Annotated in this window: 16 protein-coding genes and 1 tRNA gene; 14 read left to right on the top strand and 3 right to left on the bottom strand. The window is 52.0% G+C overall.

Going from position 1 to position 16,658, the window contains the following annotated elements; translation table 11 throughout:
* The first annotated feature begins 11 nt into the window (after positions 1-11).
* The 12 genes from pglZ to I2C21_RS09340 all read left to right on the top strand — a co-directional run bounded on the left by pglZ (position 12) and on the right by I2C21_RS09340 (position 12,550).
* Positions 12-2,342: a BREX-4 system phosphatase PglZ gene (pglZ, locus tag I2C21_RS09395; protein ID WP_195279122.1), complete on the top strand. Its 2,331-nt coding sequence runs from the start codon at positions 12-14 to the stop codon at positions 2,340-2,342.
* Between the two features lie 13 nt (positions 2,343-2,355).
* Positions 2,356-3,807, top strand: coding sequence for a BREX system Lon protease-like protein BrxL (gene brxL, locus I2C21_RS09390; RefSeq protein ID WP_195279121.1), 1,452 nt, complete (start codon positions 2,356-2,358; stop codon positions 3,805-3,807).
* Positions 3,797-3,994 (top strand): hypothetical protein, encoded by a 198-nt coding sequence (locus tag I2C21_RS09385; protein WP_195279120.1) that lies wholly within the window; start codon positions 3,797-3,799, stop codon positions 3,992-3,994. The genes brxL and I2C21_RS09385 overlap by 11 nt, the downstream gene beginning before the upstream one ends.
* Positions 3,995-4,003: 9 nt before the next feature.
* On the top strand, positions 4,004-5,128 hold the full coding sequence (locus tag I2C21_RS09380) for a cysteine desulfurase family protein (protein WP_353654792.1): 1,125 nt from the start codon (positions 4,004-4,006) through the stop codon (positions 5,126-5,128).
* A gap of 499 nt (positions 5,129-5,627) precedes the next feature.
* Positions 5,628-6,011 carry a rhodanese-like domain-containing protein gene (locus I2C21_RS09375; protein WP_195279119.1) on the top strand — a complete coding sequence of 128 codons (384 nt, stop codon included), beginning with the start codon at positions 5,628-5,630 and terminating at the stop codon, positions 6,009-6,011.
* A 67-nt stretch (positions 6,012-6,078) separates the two neighbouring features.
* Positions 6,079-6,690, top strand: a complete 612-nt coding sequence (locus I2C21_RS09370) for an ATP-binding protein (RefSeq protein ID WP_195279118.1) — start codon at positions 6,079-6,081, stop codon at positions 6,688-6,690.
* 202 nt (positions 6,691-6,892) lie between these two features.
* Positions 6,893-7,594 (top strand): hypothetical protein, encoded by a 702-nt coding sequence (locus tag I2C21_RS09365; protein ID WP_195279117.1) that lies wholly within the window; start codon positions 6,893-6,895, stop codon positions 7,592-7,594.
* A 244-nt stretch (positions 7,595-7,838) separates the two neighbouring features.
* Positions 7,839-8,426 (top strand): helix-turn-helix domain-containing protein, encoded by a 588-nt coding sequence (locus tag I2C21_RS09360; protein ID WP_286167252.1) that lies wholly within the window; start codon positions 7,839-7,841, stop codon positions 8,424-8,426.
* 180 nt (positions 8,427-8,606) lie between these two features.
* Positions 8,607-9,041: a hypothetical protein gene (locus I2C21_RS09355; RefSeq protein WP_193536515.1), complete on the top strand. Its 435-nt coding sequence runs from the start codon at positions 8,607-8,609 to the stop codon at positions 9,039-9,041.
* Positions 9,029-10,969 carry a MobP3 family relaxase gene (mobP3, locus tag I2C21_RS09350; protein ID WP_195279116.1) on the top strand — a complete coding sequence of 647 codons (1,941 nt, stop codon included), beginning with the start codon at positions 9,029-9,031 and terminating at the stop codon, positions 10,967-10,969. The genes I2C21_RS09355 and mobP3 overlap by 13 nt, the downstream gene beginning before the upstream one ends.
* Positions 10,970-11,038: 69 nt before the next feature.
* A complete protein-coding gene (locus I2C21_RS09345) occupies positions 11,039-11,257 on the top strand; it encodes a helix-turn-helix domain-containing protein (RefSeq protein ID WP_087188798.1) in 219 nt (72 codons plus the stop codon).
* 57 nt (positions 11,258-11,314) lie between these two features.
* Positions 11,315-12,550 (top strand): tyrosine-type recombinase/integrase, encoded by a 1,236-nt coding sequence (locus tag I2C21_RS09340; protein WP_195279115.1) that lies wholly within the window; start codon positions 11,315-11,317, stop codon positions 12,548-12,550.
* A 78-nt stretch (positions 12,551-12,628) separates the two neighbouring features.
* On the opposite strand, the gene I2C21_RS09335 is transcribed toward I2C21_RS09340, so the two are convergent.
* Positions 12,629-13,216: a helix-turn-helix domain-containing protein gene (locus tag I2C21_RS09335; protein ID WP_195279114.1), complete on the bottom strand. Its 588-nt coding sequence runs from the start codon at positions 13,214-13,216 to the stop codon at positions 12,629-12,631.
* Positions 13,217-13,294: 78 nt separating this feature from the next.
* On the opposite strand from I2C21_RS09335, the gene I2C21_RS17570 reads away from it, so the two are divergent.
* Together I2C21_RS17570 and I2C21_RS09330 are read left to right on the top strand one after the other, a co-directional pair.
* On the top strand, positions 13,295-13,420 hold the full coding sequence (locus I2C21_RS17570) for a hypothetical protein (protein WP_286167251.1): 126 nt from the start codon (positions 13,295-13,297) through the stop codon (positions 13,418-13,420).
* A 67-nt stretch (positions 13,421-13,487) separates the two neighbouring features.
* Complete coding sequence (locus tag I2C21_RS09330; RefSeq protein WP_195279113.1) at positions 13,488-14,129, top strand: hypothetical protein; 642 nt, start codon at positions 13,488-13,490, stop codon at positions 14,127-14,129.
* Between the two features lie 361 nt (positions 14,130-14,490).
* Here the strand turns inward: I2C21_RS09330 and I2C21_RS17800 are convergent, their stop codons facing one another.
* Positions 14,491-14,829: a helix-turn-helix domain-containing protein gene (locus tag I2C21_RS17800; RefSeq protein WP_347559163.1), complete on the bottom strand. Its 339-nt coding sequence runs from the start codon at positions 14,827-14,829 to the stop codon at positions 14,491-14,493.
* A 1,006-nt stretch (positions 14,830-15,835) separates the two neighbouring features.
* Positions 15,836-15,911: transfer RNA gene (locus I2C21_RS09320), tRNA-Pro, on the bottom strand.
* Positions 15,912-16,658: the final 747 nt, after the last annotated feature.

The raw sequence follows: 16,658 nt of genomic DNA, 5'->3' as shown, positions 1-16,658 counted from the left end.
GGAGGTGCAAAATGACCATCCAAGAAGTCATTAAAAAAATTGACCGTTATCTGAAGAAGGATAATGTCGAACCTCTTATTGTCGATGTTCAAAACAAGGCAGATTTGGATGCTATCGTGCTCCATTATAAATTGCCCCAGAATGTCTTTTTGTGTGCTTCTGACGCGGAGTTTTGTAAAGCAGACGAATTTCCTATAATCCCGAACATTCTTGAGCGCCTTGCCAACGAAAACAGCAGTTTTTTTGTTAGTGAAATTTCGAGTTTCTTCATGTTAAAAGGCGAAAAGGCATTGGTGCAAGAATTAAAAGAACTTCTATCTATGAGTATTGCCGGTCATGCGGTAATTCTCACCTTTCAATGTGACGAATATCTGCGCACTCTTATCAAAAGCGATCGGCGTGTGGATAGCAGAGTTTGTATTTTGGATGGAGTACGATCTGTTCGGCCCAGACTTGTTTTTACTGAAGAAGGCATCAAACTCACGGGCACAAGTCTGGCGGTAAAGGGGCTTCGAGGTATAGCTAAAGCGGTGGAATCAACCACCGCAGAAGTGCTATACATCGAAACCCACAAGAGCAAGGACAGTTACCCATTTTCCCTCTATACAATTTCAGACCTGAAGAATCCTTACGCGGTTTTGTGCCACTTGGACGGAATGACAGCTGGATTGGCAGAAGGTTATGGCAGCAAAGAAGAATGGCAGTATGCCCTGGCAGAATTTCAAAAATACCCTTCGTGGCAACAGCTCATTTCTGCAAAAATAGGGAGTATCCACAATCTGGATATTGTTATCTCTACCTACCAGCAGAATAGTGCAGATAAAAAATGGCTTTGGTTGTACTTTATTGGGCTCAAACTGTTCCATGCGGGCAATGACTCATACTTAAACAAGGCAATAGAGGCAGCTTCTTCCCCGGCGGGGCTCGTTCACAATTTGTATCGCACTATTTTAGAAGTCGAGCCAACAGATGGCATATTTGCGGCCATATATGAACGCAGAAAAGCACATTTGAATGCCATTGGCAACCCGCTTGATGAAGTTAATAATTTTTGCAAGATTGTCCAGAGCAAGGGAAAGTATGCGCTCTACTATCTAACAGACAACACTATTCAGGAAAAAGAGCTTATTTTCAAGTTACTGGATAGATACAGTGAAGACTTTGAAAGGACTGAACTCTTTAGTGTATTGGAGCGCATCTATCCTGACCTTCATGCTTACCTGACACCATACCGTTTCAAAAACGAATTGCTTGACAGTTATTTTCAAGAGTATAAATACCAAAAGGTTGTCAACAAGATTTTTCCGAACTTCATGGAGGTCGTTGAGAAGCAGGCAGTCGATAGAGACTACAATATCATTCTTCGGCCTCGGAGTTCTGTGATTGAGGGAATCGATGTATCAAACGCTCAGACCTATTTCACTGATGCATTGGGCGTTGAATATCTTGGCTATATTATGGCCAGATGTCATGCTCTTGAGTTGATGGCGAAAATCACAGTATGCAGATGTGAACTTCCCTCCATTACGAGCCGGAATAAGGAATTTTGGGATGTGTTATCCACAGAACAGTTCCCGATTATTACTGTTGATAAAATAGATAAAATCAAGCATCACGGTGAAGAAGGGTATGATTATAGTCGTGAGGATAGAAAGCTCCCAATTCATTTGATTCGCGAACTGGAGCTGATTGATGAGCTTTTGAAGAAAGTCAAAACAAAACTCACAAACGGGGACTATCAAAAGGCCATCTTAATCGCAGACCATGGTGCCAGTAGACTGGCGGTGATTCATGAGACTGAGAATTTATGGGAAATGGAATCAAAAGGAGAGCATTCAGGGAGATGCTGTCCCAAAAGCGAAATCGATATGAGGCCAGACAGTGCAACTGATGCTGAAGATTTCTGGGCACTTGCTAATTATGACCGTTTCAGAGGAAGCCGGAAAGCCAATGTTGAGGCTCATGGTGGTGCAACATTGGAGGAAATTACTGTACCAATTATTGAGATTTCGTACCTTAACTCTGCCATTGAAGTAAAGATAATGCCGCTTGATTCGACAGCGATGTTTACCGGTGTCCCTGAAATTACTGTCAGCTTCCGCAAGAGGGCTGCAATTAAAGTATTCTCCACCGAAAAGTTGGTAGATGTTAGTGTTGTAATAGATGGTCATGTCTATGAAGCAAAGCCAATTGATGAAAATTTCTATGTCGTAGAGGAGATGGCCGAAATCCGCCGTGCCAAAACATACAGCGTAGATGTGGTTGCTGGCGGAATGCCTGTGGCTACTGACCTTCCTTTGAGAGTAAAGAAGGAAAGTGGCAGCGAAAAGAACATTCTGTAAGGAGGGGTGCTCGGTGACAGAAAAACTTAGGGATTGTTTCGATGAAATGGTCGTCTACAAGGATTTGAAAAAAAGCAACTTCTTTTCTGCGTTAGGTCTTCCATCATTTTTGAGAGACTGGCTACTGAAAAAGTTTGCTGATGATGAAGGAAATCTGGATATCGACGAGCTCACAGATTTCATCCACACCTATCTGCCAAACAAAGAAGAATGGGTCAGAATCAAAGATAGAATTATTAACGACAATGAGCGTGTTAAAATCCTCACGAAAATTTCTGTGGATATCAGCATCAAAACAGGAGAAATAACATTTTCGTTGCCCGACTTTGGGTTAACAAACAAAGAAACCATGATTGATGTATCCATATGGGACCAGTACCGTGGAGAGCTGGTCAGCGGGCAAGAGGTTTGGGGCGTGGTCGAACTTGGCTATCGCCCTCCTGATGACACCGTGAAGCCCAAAATTCCAGGAAAAATTCGTCTTACTGGGTTTACAAATTTTTGTCCTTATACCATCGATCTTGATTACTATAAGGATGTGCGAAATGAATTTACAACTTCCGAATGGATAGATGTACTGTTGGGGGCAATTGACTACAATGCCGGTGGATACGAAAGTGAAGAACAAAAACTTTCGATGCTAACTCGCATCCTGCCTTTTGTCGAAAAGCGTCTTAATCTAATTGAGCTGGCTCCGAAAGGAACTGGTAAGTCCTATGTGTTTGGTCATGTGAGTAAATATGGTCTTCTAACAGATGGCGGAAAGGTAACTCGGGCAAAAATGTTTTATGATACCGCTCGGAAGACTCCCGGCTTTGTTACCGGACATGACTTTATTGCAATCGATGAGGTAAAGTTGGTGCAGTTCGGCGATGTGAATGAAATGCGATCCATCATGCAGGGATATATGGAGTATGGGCAGTTTAACATTGGTGGCTATGAGGGGAAATCTGATGCGGGCATCATCTTCCTGGGTAACATCGCACAGGATAATATGGATGAGTGGCAGAATATGTTCTCCGAGCTGCCGTCACTATTTCAAGAAAGTGCATTGGTAGACCGAATCCATGGTTTCATCAAGGGGTGGGATATACCGAGAATGAATGATGATTTGAAACTGTCCGGCTGGGCGTTGAATTCAGAATACTTTTGCACCATTTTGCACGAGCTTCGCAATGATGTGAGCTACAGAGCGATTGTTGACCAAATTGTTGATGTGCCTGATAAGGCAGATACCCGTGACACGGAGGCCGTAAAGCGAATTGCAACAGCATATTTGAAACTGCTCTTCCCGAATGTGCGGAGCGCACAGGATATCAACCCCAAGAGATTCCAGCAGTATTGCCTCCGGCCTGCTGTTCGTATGCGGAAAATCATTAAACGGCAACTTGGGATTCTTGATGTAGAGTTCAAGGGTAAGGATGTGCCTTCCTTCTCGTTGAAGGAGATTTCATATGAGAACTGATTGCATTATTTGTGGACAAAAGAATCTCAGCAAAAATACCGTTGGCATCAACAAAAAACTTTTGGGTGAAGATATAGAGAATTTCTACTGTATGGATTGCCTTGCTGAGTATCTGGGATGTACTGTCCAGGAGCTCCTTGAGAAAATTGAGGAGTTCAAAGAAGAAGGATGTAAATTGTTTGAGTGAGGTGGGATTGTGAAGCGATTCATTTATGCTGACAATGCAGCTACAACACAATTGGATATGGATGCTTTTGAGGCAATGAAGCCATATCTTTTGGGAGAGTATGGTAATGCTTCACAACCCTACTCATTTGCGAGAACGGCGAAAAAAGCACTAAAGAACTCGAGAGAAACAATTGCTCGATGCATCGGCGCTGAACCCGAAGAAATATTTTTCACCTCAGGCGGTACAGAGAGTAACAACTGGGCCATAAAAGGAACCGCGTTTTCAGGCTCTACCAAACATGCTTTCATAACTTCAGTCATTGAACACCATGCGATTCTGCGTCCGTGTGCTGATATAGAAAGTATGGGGTACCCTGTATCCTATCTCCCTGTGGATTGTACTGGCATAGTGGATGTCGGAACCCTGTCAGAATATATCAATTCTGACACTCGATTGGTTTCCATCATGACAGCAAACAATGAGATTGGCTCTATTCAGGATATTTCTGCTTTAGCTGCTATTGCACATTCCTGTGGTGCCATATTTCATACAGACGCTGTTCAGGCAGTTGGGCATATTGAAATAGATGTGAATTTGCTTGGTGTAGATATGCTTTCCGCTTCTGCTCATAAGTTTAATGGCCCAAAAGGGATAGGTTTTCTGTATGTTCGAAAAGGGACGCCACTGATGCCATACGCAAGCGGAGGTGGACAGGAACACCACATGAGAGCCGGAACGGAGAATGTTGCATCGATAGTTGGTATGGCCACTGCACTAAAAAAGAATGTGGCTGCAATGAAAGATACAGCGTCACATTTAGCTTTACTGGAAAACAGATTGCTTGTAGGGTTGTCAAATGCAAATATACGATTCTCCCGAAATGGGAGCGAGGTGCATATCCCTGGAAATTTGAGCCTCTCGTTCCCTGGCCATAGCGGTGAAGCCCTCTTGCATAGATTAGATTTGATGGGGATTTGTGTTTCTACTGGCTCTGCTTGTAATAGTGCAGAAACACAGGTGTCTCATGTGCTAAAGGCTATTGGCTTAGATGAAACGGAGGCAAAAGGAACCATTAGGTTGTCATTTGGAAAAGATAATATAGAGAATGATATTGACGCAATTGTTGATGCGTTGCGAAAAATACTGGGTTGACTCCGTTCTAACACCTGCGGCTACGATTCCCGTGGCTATTTCGGCGGACGCTATGATGGGGATAATCCCTGGCTGCGGAAACCGGCTGGACCGTCTACAACATGGGACAGAATGGCCGGGAGGTTCCTGTTTCTGCCCCAGCTCTCCCAGATGACACTGATTTGCTGATTGTGGGGCTGGGAACCAACAATCTGCTTCAGGGCCGAAGCCCGGAGCAGACTGCCAAGCGGCTGGAGAGGTTCCTCGTCGGTATATCCCTGGATTGAAGCAAGATCCTGCTGATTGCACCGCCGCCAATGGCTATGGGCGAGTGGGGTCCAAGCATGCAACTCATTGAGGACTCCCGCACCTTTGCCCAGCTCAGCCAGGCCCTGGCGGAGTGACTGGGCGTCCGTTTTACCGATGTCGGGAAGTGGGACATCCCTCTGGCCTATGACGGCGTACACTTCACGGAGCAGAGTCATAAAGCTTTTGCCGCCGGACTTTTGGAGGAACTCAAATGAAACGAATCTTACCCCTACTCATTTCCCTTTTGCTGTTGCTGACCGGATGCGGCGGAAATTCCGCCGACGGCTCCTACCAGCAGATCACCCAGGAAGAAGCCAAAGAGATGATGGACTCTCAGGAGGTCATCATTCTGGATGTGCGGGAGCAGGGCGAGTATGACAGCGGCCACATCCCTGGCGCTGTCTTGCTGCCAGTGGGTACTATTGACGAAACAACTGCCGCCGAGGTAATCCCTGAGAAGGATTCCACGGTGCTGGTCTACTGCCGCAGCGGAAACCGCAGCAAGACAGCCTCCTCCACACTGGCCGAGTTGGGTTATACCAACATCTACGAATTTGGCGGCATTAATACCTGGCCTTATGAAACAGAGCAGTAAGGTGGACAGAGGCCATAAGCGGCACAAAATATGCGCCGCCTAAACAAAGAAATAGCTGCGGGAGTATATGGACGGCGGTACCAGAGTGGGTGATACGTCCGTGCATCAGGCGCTCCGTGAAGCTCTGGCAAACTGCCTGGTCAATGCCGACTATTACGGCAGGCAGGGCCTGGTCATCATCAAAAAGCGAAATGCCATCACCATGTCCAACCCCGGCAGTTTCCGCATTGAAATCGACGCAGCGAAAAGTGGTGGTATCTCCGACCCTCGCAACGGAACCATGCTGAAGATGTTCAACCTCATCGATATCGGTGAGCGTGCCGGCAGCGGCATTCCAAATATCTTCCGCGTCTGGCGTGAGCAGAGATGGACAGAACCCATCATAGAGGAGACCTCAGAGCCGGACAGAACGGTCCTGTCATTATCGCTACTTAAAAAAGAAAGTAGCGATAAACAAGTAGCGATAAAAAGCGGCGATAAAGGAGCAAAAACAGCCGCTCAGAAAATTGCTATCCTTGAATATCTTACCGATCATGCTTCTGCAAAGTGTTCGGACATTTCCAATATGCTTGGTGTTAAAGACGCACGCGCAAGACGGATACTCGGTGAGATGATTGTTGAAGAAACGATTGTTACCGAGGGCGGCAATCGAAACCGCATATATAAGCTGAAAGCATAAGGCAACTGTGCGGTGTAGCTTCTGAATTGAAGTATTTGTTGTTTTGCTTGCGGGCCAACGCCAAAAGGAAAGAATGGAGCAGTCGGAGGAATTTTTGAAACGAAGAATTTCGCTAACCAGAAGCGGGTGGTAATTGCGAAAATCGCAATGACCACTCTGCACACAGTAGCCAAAAGCATATTCAGAAAGGTGAGGTGACCAGATGGCAGACAGAAAAATCCGGGCAGGGTACTACCGGCGGTACGACGGCAAGCTGATCTATCTGGTCACGGCGGCTGAGGATGCTGAAACCGGTGAGGAGACGGTCATCCTGCGCTCCTATTCTTTTTCTGAGGTTCCGCGGTACTTCACAATGAGCAAGAAATCCTTCTGCGCGTTCGTAGAGATAGACGGCGAGCGGAGGGCCAGGTACAAGAGGGTCACCAATATGAAGATCACCGAGGCAGTCATCTCCAATCTTGCTGAGGACGGTATGCGCGGGCCGATCCGAAAAAAGAGCGCGGAGCAGGATGCAGAATACGACTCCCGCGCCTATCAATCTGCGCCCACCTACCTTGCATACGCCAAAGAGCTCTGCGAGAACTATCGTTTCGATTCGGCCAAGTATCGCCTCTGCATGAACGAGAAGCGGTATGCCGCTATCACCCGAAGCGACTTTGCCAAACTGAAAGAGGACATACAGTTTCTGGACAACGCGCTGAAGACGGTGTTGCAGGATCACCAAGCGTACTTCCAGGAACGGTTCGTGGACGGCCTGTCCATCCGCAAGTACGCGGAAGCCCATCAGCTGAACCGCGGCAGCGTGGACTATCTACAAAAGAAACTTCTGACTGCGCTGGCGCAGCTGCTGAAGGAGCGGGATGAAGCGGACGGGATCTGTCGCCTGCGGCCCAAAACAACTTGATACGCTTACACCAGAACGAGAGCGTCTGCCAAATGGCAGGCGCTCTTTTTCTGTCAATTTTATGTCAGCCCGCTATATGGTTCGGCTAAGTAGTGAGGGGGTATTTTCAAACTGAATTTTGAGGAACGGTCAATCGAGAATACACAGCTGTTCTTCGGTGAGGTGATGCTCATGTCCGAATGAGCGGACGGTGTATGGAGGATGATGTTCGTGCTGCAAACGAAGAAAGGACAGGAGGTGCTGTATGAAGTTCCGGCAGTGGCCCAAACGCGATCCCAACAAAAACTATTTTCTGGTTCCCAACGAAGTGTTTCACATCGGTCTCAATCATCCGGAGATTTCGATTTACTGCTATCTGCTGAGCATCGAGAACAGAGAAACCTATCAGTGCTGGCCCAGCTACAGGACCATCGGCAAGGCGCTGGGAATGTGCGAAAACACGGTCAGCAAGTATGTGCGCAGCCTGGAGGAGAAAGGTCTTATCCGCACCGAGCCGACAATGATACGAAGCAAGGACGGCAGGCCGCTCAACGGAAATCTGCTCTACACCATCTGCCCCATCCAGGCGGCGGTAGAATCGTTCTATGAGCGGCAGTTCCGGCAGCTGGAGGAGGATGCCGTCCATCAGAGGGCGGCGGAGCGATTGGCGGAATCCGCCCGCAAAAGCCCCCAGAACGCCCTGTGTGCGTCTTTGGGAGAGGGTGCGGGGGTGGATACCCCCTCAGGCTTGGAGGGCGAATTTGGGCCGCTTTTAGGGGCGTTTCCAGAGCTGCTTCCCGAATCGCTTCCGGGGGTGGAGGAAAACACGGGGACGAAGGAAAAAGCAGGATAAAACCCTGGCGCCGCAAGCGCCGCCCGGTCGGCCACTTCTGCCCGCAGTGCGGGCAGTTTCGGGGGTGCGAAAGCTGGCGTCTTTGACGGACAGAAAAAGGGCCGCTGGCGTCAGCTTTCCCACAAAGCCCTGTGTTGCAGGCTTTTTGCCGATGTCTGTTTGGATGAAAGGAGGATTTTTATGGGTAACGAAACAAAAGAGCGGCTCCCGCTGCGGATGAAGCCGGAGACCAGTCGCAGGCTGGAGCAGTGGTACGCCGCGGACAACTGCCGGAGCAAAAACGAGTTCGTGGAAAAGGCCGTCAACTTTTATGTGGACTATCTGGAGATGCAGGATGCGCAGTCTCTGCTGCCCACGGCGCTCCTGGCCGTGCTGGACGGCAGGCTGGGCCGGCTGGAGGATCTCATCGCCAGGCGGGAGTACACCCGGGAGGTGGAACTGGATATGGTCATCGGGATTATTGCGGATGCGATGGAGATTGACCGGGACGATCTGAAACGCAGACGGGCGGAGAGCGTCCACAACGTGAAAGCCACCAACGGTCTTATCTCGCTGGAGAAGCGGGCGCGCGCCGCCGAGGAGCCGAACTGGGATGGTGACCCATGGCAAGACTGATCTTGAAAAGCCCCTATATCAAAAGCACCGGCGGCGCGGCCGGGTACCTTCGCTACATCGCAACCCGGGAGCGGGTAGAAATTCTTCCGGATGACCGCCCGCCCACCCGCAAGCAGGAGCAGCTTATCGCCAAGCTGGTGAAGAACTTCCCGGACACCAAGACCCTCTATGAGTATGCGAGCTACCAGGCCAAGCCCACCAAGGCGGCGGCCTTTGCCTTCCTCACCCTGGCGCTGGAATCCAACTGGGACGCGCTCCGTCAGTCGGAGCAGTATCTGAAGTATATCGCCACCCGGCCCCGGGCGGAGCGGCTGGGTTCCCACGGTCTGTTCGGCGACAGCGATGGCGTGTCGCTGGAAAAAGCGATGGAGGAACTGGAGCAGTACACCGGAAATGTGTGGACGCACATCCTCTCCCTCAAGCGGGAGGACGCGGCGCGGCTGGGCTTCGACAACGCCGCGGCGTGGAGAAATCTCATCCGCGCCCACCGCAACGAGATCGCGGCGGCGATGAAAATACCGCCCGCGGACTTCCGCTGGTACGCAGCCTTCCACGACGAGGGGGAGCATCCGCACGTCCACATGATGGCCTGGTCGGCCAAACCTGGACAAGCCTATCTCACCAAAGAGGGCATCCGACAGATCAAGTCCAGGCTGACCAACGACATCTTCCGGGACGAGATGCTCCACCTCTACGAGCAGAAGTCGGCGTCCCGGGACGAACTGGTGCGGCAGGCGCGGCGGGCCATGCTGGAGCTGGTGCAGGCGATGCAGGGCGGTCTGTGCGACCACCCGGAGGCCGAGCGGCTCATGCAGGAGCTGGCAATGCAGCTGGGGACGGTCAAGGGCAAGAAGTCCTACGGCTACCTTCCCAAGCGGCTCAAAGGGCTGGTGGACGAGATCGTGGATCAGATGGAGCGGCTTCCCATCGTGCGCCAGTGCTACGACCAGTGGCTCCTGCTCCAGGGAAAGGTGGATGGCTACTACCACGACAAGCCTCGGGAGCGGCTCCCGCTCTCCAAGGAAAAGGAGTTCCGGCAGATCAAAAACGCCGTCATCCGGGAAGCGGAGCGGCTGCGTCTGGGCCAAGTTACCTTCGAGGACCAGGACATGGGCCAGCGGGATGAGCCGGAGCAGTTCCGAAATGCGCCCTATGCGTACTGGACGCTGCAGGAGGTCATCCGAAATGAAGAGCTGACGATGGAGGAGCGGAGCGGCGCGGTATCGGAGCTGGAGAAGCTGGCGAAGGGCGGCGACCGCTACTCGCAATACCTGCTGGGCAAGCTCTGGCGGGACGGCCCTCTGCTGATCCCCGACGGGGTGAACGCCCGGTATTGGTTCGAGCAGGCCGCCCGGCAGGGGCATCTGGCGGCGCAGTACGCCCTGGCCAAACTGTACCTCTCGGATGATCTGGAGGTGCGGGACACCGCGCGGGGCATGGACTGGCTGCGCACCGCTGCGGAAGGCGGAAACAGGTGGGCCATGTACCGCCTGGGCAAAGAGCTGCTCCGCGGCGAGATCACGAAACAGGACGCGGCGGGCGCCGTGGAGTGGTTCACCCGTTCCGCCGAGCAAGACAATCCCTATGCCCAGTACCTGCTGGGCAAGCTGTACCTCATGGGAAAGGAAGTGCCCCGGGATGAGGAGCGCGCCGTTCAATGGCTGACCCGGTCGGCGGAGCAGGGGAACGAATACGCCCGGTACCTTCTGGACCACAGGGAGGAACAGCGTCCGCCCGATGTGATGCTGGCGGTAACGCGGCTGCTCTACCACATGAGCCGGGTGTTCCAGGACAACTCCCTGCCCGAGTCCCGCCCCGGCGGCATCCAGATCGACCGCAAGCGGCTCAGAAAGCTGCGGGAGAAGAAGATCGCTATGGGTCACAAGCCGGATGACCACGAGGAACAGTGGCCGCAAATGACCATGTGAGCGGCGCAAGAAATGAGCCTCAAAACAAAGAATAAAATCCCTTCCGCGGGAAGGGTGGAAAGGAATCTGATGAAACGATCCAAGTATAACTCGTTCAACGAGCTCCCTCTGATGCTGACCGTGCAGGATGTGGCCGATGTGTTGGGTATCGGCCTGGCCCACGCCTACGAGGTGGCGCACCGGAAGGATTTCCCCACCATCACCCTGGGCAGCCGCATCATCGTCCCCCGGGATAAGTTTATGGCGTGGATCGAGGAGCAGGCGGCTCAAAAGACGGAAATATTTTAGTAGCTATTTCCGGGATTCTGTGGTATTTGTTTGTGTTGCCGAAAGGAGGGACAACCAATGGCAAAGAAACGAGCAAACGGCGAGGGCAGCATTCGCAGAAAGCCCAACGGCCGCTGGGAGGGCAGATACACCCTGGGGATCGACCCCGCCACCGGCCGTGCCATCCAGAAAAGCGTGTCCGCCAAGACGCGGGCCGAGTGCAAGGAAAAGCTGGACCGGGCCATCCGGGACAACCGGGGCATCCCGATGGACCACAACGAGGACTACACCGTGGCGGAGTGGTGCAGACTGTGGTTCGAGACCTACAGCAAGCCGGTGATCCGCCCCAACACCGCCAAGAACTACAGGAATATCATCGAGAACCACATCGTGCCGGCCATCGGGATGGTCAAGCTCAAGCGGCTCACCGCCATCCAGATCCAGCAGATGTACAACGATTCCAAGGCCAAGGGGCGGGTACAGCGGTTTGAAGCGCAGACCAACGCGGCCCTGTCCGGCAGTACGGTGCGCCGCATTCACATGGTGCTCTCCTCGGCGCTCAAGCAGGCGGTCAAGGAGCGGATCATCCCCTACAACCCCTGCGACAACTGCCGCATCCCGCGCAAAGAGCACCGGGAGATGACCATCATCCCACCGGAGAAGCTGGGGGGGTATCTCCGCGAGGCGGAGAAGTACGGCGTCCTGCCCATGTTCTTCCTGGAGCTGTCCAGCGGCCTGCGGCGCGGGGAGCTGCTGGCGCTCCTGTGGGATGACCTGAACGTGAAGGACCGCATCCTCTCGGTGAGCAAGCAGGTCACCCGCATCGACGGGGAGCTGGTGGTGACGGAGCCGAAGACCAGGAACTCCATCCGCAGGGTGGCGCTGTCCCAGCAGGCGGTGGACATCCTGGTGCGGGAGCATGAACAGCACCCCGACAACCCCATCCTGTTCCCATCGCCCCGCACCGGCGGCTACTGGAGCCCGGACGCGGTGTCCCGAATCAACCGCAAGCTGCTGGAAATGGCCGGAATCGAGGAACATGTGCGCTTCCACGATCTCAGGCACACCTTCGCCACCATGGCCCTCTCCAGCGGCGTGGACGCAAAGACCCTGTCCAGCATGCTGGGCCACTTCAGCGCCGGATTCACCCTCGAAACTTATACGCACATCACCAATGAGATGCAGAGGGGCGCGGCGGAGAAGATCGGTGGCTTCATGGAAACGGCTACGGCCAAACCAGAGCCGGAACCGGAACCGCCCGACCCGCCGGAGGAGAGCCGGTGCAAGGTGATCCCGTTCGAGAGAGTGGGGTGAAATGGGTCCCTATATGAACAGTCAGAGTGCATCCGCGAGGGATGCACTCTGACTGCGCTTCGTGTTTATCGCACTTGGTTATCGGATCTGCTTCATCATCAATCCGTGGCGATTGCAGTAGTAATACAGGTATCCTCGGCCTCGGAGACGAAATCTGCACTCTGCGTTTCCTTCCGGGTACAGCTTGATCATCTGAAACTTTTCGGATGTCACATAGGCCAAAAAAGAAATGTAGTGGGATTTGGTCATGGGATGATGGACGGTGATGAAGTGCTCATCTTCTACCGGCTCGATCTGGATCTCGTGGTGTTCGTCCGGTGCCTCAGCCTCCAAAGCTGGAAGAGACACACCACAGCAGCTGATGACCGTATCCCCCAGGGTGTGGATCACGTTGCCGCAGATGGGGCAGACGTACAGCTTGGAGCGAAGCAGATTGGCGGATCTGTTTTGATTGATGACCGCATCGCCCTTCATGAGTTCCATAACAGAGACCCCCAGGGCAGCGGAAAGCGGTTCAAGGAGCGAGATATCCGGCAGCCCTTTGGCGGTCTCCCACTTGGAAACGGTCTTGCTGCTGACATCGATCTTATCTGCAAGTTCTGCCTGCGTCATCTTTTTCTGCTCCCGCAGCTGCTTGATGGTGTTGCCGGTGACATATAAGTTCATGAGTTTGGTCTCCTGTACAAAGATTTTATCGAGATTATAGCAGGAGGAGTGCGGCTTCACAACCTACGCAGCGTAGACATGCAGCCAGGAACGGCAGAGAATACCGGCGGCTTCGTGGAAGCGGACATGGCAAAACCGGAACCGACTATAATGCACGAAAAAGCAGACCTCTCCATATTCAACCAGCAGTTCAATGACAACTGATCAAGTTTGGAGTATGCTTGACCCATCAAATCGTTCCGCCGGGGAGTGATATAGGGAGGTATGATCCATGAATATGAAAGATGCGTTTCGATTCCAGAATAAACTGAAAGGCCTGATGTGTGAGGCCACTGCCATCCTTCAGGACCGGCGCAATATCGTCAAGGTCAAGACCACTCATCTTCGGAGCAAGGTCATGTCCGATACTCAGGATGCCGTAGTGGAGGAAGCTGCTCCCAGTGAGTATGCCGGCCACGCCAACGAGGTAGCCGCCTTCCTCATGTCCCTGCTGGAGGAGCGGGAGAAATTGTGCCGGGCTATCCACGCCGCCAAGAACGCATTGGATTTGGATATGGACAGCGAGGTGGGCCTGAACCGGCAGCGTCAGGAGTTGGCTGAGGTATTCCGCCACATGACTATGCTCCGTAACAGTGAAAAGACCATTGCCGGCGGAGGCTCCGGCTTCCGATTCAACGGCGAGGGAAACCAGGTCTCCTACCGCTGTGATGCCACGCAGGTCACCACCATCGACTTTGACCGGAACAAGATCCGAGGTATGGCCACGGCGCTCAGCAAGAGGGCTGACGAGATCTCCATGTCCCTGGACAAGTGTCTGGTCAACACCGAGGTGTCCTATGAGCCGCCCTTTGACATAAATGACAGCTTTGAGGACATCCTCAGCGATTTTATCGAAAAGAGTACGGCTGCATAAATGCCGTCACCACACCTTCAGGTGTGGTGGGCGTGGCAGAATGGATAGGCAGTGATGATCGGTTCAGGCGCAGATGAATTATGATGCTGCGCATTCCCCGGCAAAGAATGGACTGCATCTGATGAATGCAACATGAGCTCATAACTCATTGTGAAAGGCTCGTCAGTCGCCTCCATCCTCGTCCACCGAAATACTGCCATTTCTAACACACATCCATTGTCAAAAGCAGAATTCGACCTTACGCTTCTCTGATACTTGCCATAATGGCGTGATATTCTATTTATAAAGTCGCTTGTTCACCCAAGGGCTGCGGCCGTCCAGCAGGATCGCGGCAGGCCTATGGGTACAGGCGGATAAGGATCTAAGCGGTTTTGAAATTCTGCCATGCCCACTGTACCTGAAGAAAGTTCCCCATAAAAAGACCTGAGCAGCAGGCGGCTGCCTGCTGCTCCCAAGAAACAATATGAGAAGTGGAGATGATGATCTCGTTCATTGGCACCTGGAGCAAAGCGCTCAGTGCATAGAGGTTATCTACACTGGGAAGGCTCTGGCCCCGCTGCCATTTGTAGATGGCTTGCGGCTCCTCAAATCCGAAATAGTGCTGGAGATCTCGGACTGTCAGGCCGCGATCCTTCCGGAGCCGGCAGATATTTGCCCCGGTAGCCACAGGATCGATGACAGGAAACTGAATCATGGACATATGGATCGCCTCCATTCATCAGGATGATCTCCGCCTCAGCGGAGTACCTTAGCATACCTGATATGTTCTGAAATAGCAAGCGATCTTTGCCATTTGTAATGAGATTGTTATAGAGGAGTCTGCGATTGGAACATCCACGGTGCCGTCCGTATATCAGCCAGCGATTGCTGTGCTGTGCCCTCTGGGGTGCTCATACCAAGACAAAAAGAAGGAGGTGATCAGCTGTGACGCAGTTGGTTCCATTGGACAAACGCAGTAAGAAAGCCTGGCGGGAATACCACGCGAAACAGCGTGGCTCCTGGCACGGGGTCAACCCAATCACCCGAACCGTACAGAGCAGGAAGACTTATGACAGAGCAAGAGTTAAACAAGCGGATCGCCGAGATCTTGGGATCTACTAAAAACGAGCCCGGATGCGGCCGACGTTCCGGCCGCCAATATCGCCGCACCCAGTGTGTCAGGCACTCAGACCATCTTCTGTTTTTGATTCAGCACAGCAGGTATGCACCAAACATGGGGTATATCAAGGGAGACTATGAGGGATCAAGAACATTACTTCATTCCGGACTGCACATTCAGTATATGAAGTCCAGCGATCGTCAACAGTACCTGAAGCGAAGATCCAATCGAAAGGTCCGTAAGTATTTCGGCCTATCGAAGAAGGGCAACCAGTATCGCAAAGTGTTTGAATACTGGTGGACGCTCTATTGAATTTAAGATAGGTCAAAGATTGACTTATAGCCAGAGAAATCCTGCTTCACAACCTACACAGCGTAGACATGCGATCAGGAGTGGCCGACAACGGCACCGATAGAAACGGAGAAAATGCGGAAGTTTCCCCGTTAGGGATGGGTTAGGGATTTGGCGGTTTCGGCGGCTGCGCTCACTCATCCCCCGACCGCTGTTCCACCACTGAAACCGCCGCAAAACAGCAATCTCCAAAACCACAAAAATCAAACTTAAAATGCAGAAAAACCGCCTTTTTAGGCGGTTTTTCTGCAAAATTTGGTCGGAGTGCGGGGACTCGAACCCCGGGCCTCCTGCTCCCAAAGCAGGCGCGCTACCAACTGCGCAACACCCCGATATGAAGTTGTGGGACTGCCCGGGCGTATCCTCCCAAAGCAAGCGCGCTACCAACTGCGCTACACCCGGATATGAAATTTTCCAATTGTGGTCAAACATGTGGTCAACGCCGATTTTTGACCAGTTACCGGCGACGGGGAAAATGCTGTCAGCCCAACTGTCCCAAGGCTTTCCGGGTTTTCCGAGGGCTACGGCCCGAACCTGGGCCTCACGCCCCAAAGCAGGCGCGCTACCAACTGCGCTACACCCGGATATGAAGTTGTGGGGTGGCCTGGGCGGATTCTCCCAAAGAGGTTCTTGGTATTTTTTTGTAGTTGTTTATAGTTGTTATGGCCATTCCCATTCCAAAGCAATTGCTTTTTAACGCTCTTGTTTCCGGCGTTTCCGTGTACTCCGACGCTGGCTGTGGTCTTACATGTGGTCAAAGAGCCCTTCTTGACCAGGTGCGCATAACTGCCGTAGCCTGTTCAGAAGGACTCTTTTCCATGTTCGGGGTTTGGGGTATTTTACCTCTGCGAAGTCTGATGGACAAGTTTCGTATATCGGGCATATCAAATTTTATTATGCAATAGACAAAGAATAACCCGCTGAATGTAACATCCACTTAAGGGAACGAGAAACATTTTCTCCTATTTCAATTACATTATCTGGTATAGTAATGCTAGACAATGTGTTTGTCAAACGAAAATGTGAGCAAAAGGGCCCCAAAAAAGTGAGCACCTTCAGCACCAGATTTCATGTCGTGA

The sequence above is a fragment of the Clostridium sp. J1101437_171009_A5 genome (genome assembly GCF_015547905.1).
Classification (GTDB): Bacteria; Bacillota; Clostridia; order Oscillospirales; family Oscillospiraceae; genus Pseudoflavonifractor_A; species Pseudoflavonifractor_A gallinarum.
This window is presented reverse-complemented; position numbering and strand designations above follow the sequence as displayed.

What these genes read in the sequence shown, in the direction of transcription:
- I2C21_RS17800 (WP_347559163.1), bottom strand. Translation starts at nt 14,829, where the DNA reads ATGTCCATGATTCAGTTTCCTGTCATCGATCCTGTGGCTACCGGGGCA.
- I2C21_RS09340 (WP_195279115.1), top strand. Translation starts at nt 11,315, where the DNA reads ATGGCAAAGAAACGAGCAAACGGCGAGGGCAGCATTCGCAGAAAGCCC.
- mobP3 (WP_195279116.1), top strand. Translation starts at nt 9,029, where the DNA reads ATGGCAAGACTGATCTTGAAAAGCCCCTATATCAAAAGCACCGGCGGC.
- I2C21_RS09345 (WP_087188798.1), top strand. Translation starts at nt 11,039, where the DNA reads ATGAAACGATCCAAGTATAACTCGTTCAACGAGCTCCCTCTGATGCTG.
- I2C21_RS09375 (WP_195279119.1), top strand. Translation starts at nt 5,628, where the DNA reads ATGAAACGAATCTTACCCCTACTCATTTCCCTTTTGCTGTTGCTGACC.
- pglZ (WP_195279122.1), top strand. Translation starts at nt 12, where the DNA reads ATGACCATCCAAGAAGTCATTAAAAAAATTGACCGTTATCTGAAGAAG.
- I2C21_RS09385 (WP_195279120.1), top strand. Translation starts at nt 3,797, where the DNA reads ATGAGAACTGATTGCATTATTTGTGGACAAAAGAATCTCAGCAAAAAT.
- I2C21_RS09365 (WP_195279117.1), top strand. Translation starts at nt 6,893, where the DNA reads ATGGCAGACAGAAAAATCCGGGCAGGGTACTACCGGCGGTACGACGGC.
- I2C21_RS09335 (WP_195279114.1), bottom strand. Translation starts at nt 13,216, where the DNA reads ATGAACTTATATGTCACCGGCAACACCATCAAGCAGCTGCGGGAGCAG.
- I2C21_RS17570 (WP_286167251.1), top strand. Translation starts at nt 13,295, where the DNA reads ATGCAGCCAGGAACGGCAGAGAATACCGGCGGCTTCGTGGAAGCGGAC.
- I2C21_RS09360 (WP_286167252.1), top strand. Translation starts at nt 7,839, where the DNA reads ATGAAGTTCCGGCAGTGGCCCAAACGCGATCCCAACAAAAACTATTTT.
- I2C21_RS09330 (WP_195279113.1), top strand. Translation starts at nt 13,488, where the DNA reads ATGAATATGAAAGATGCGTTTCGATTCCAGAATAAACTGAAAGGCCTG.
- I2C21_RS09355 (WP_193536515.1), top strand. Translation starts at nt 8,607, where the DNA reads ATGGGTAACGAAACAAAAGAGCGGCTCCCGCTGCGGATGAAGCCGGAG.
- I2C21_RS09370 (WP_195279118.1), top strand. Translation starts at nt 6,079, where the DNA reads ATGGACGGCGGTACCAGAGTGGGTGATACGTCCGTGCATCAGGCGCTC.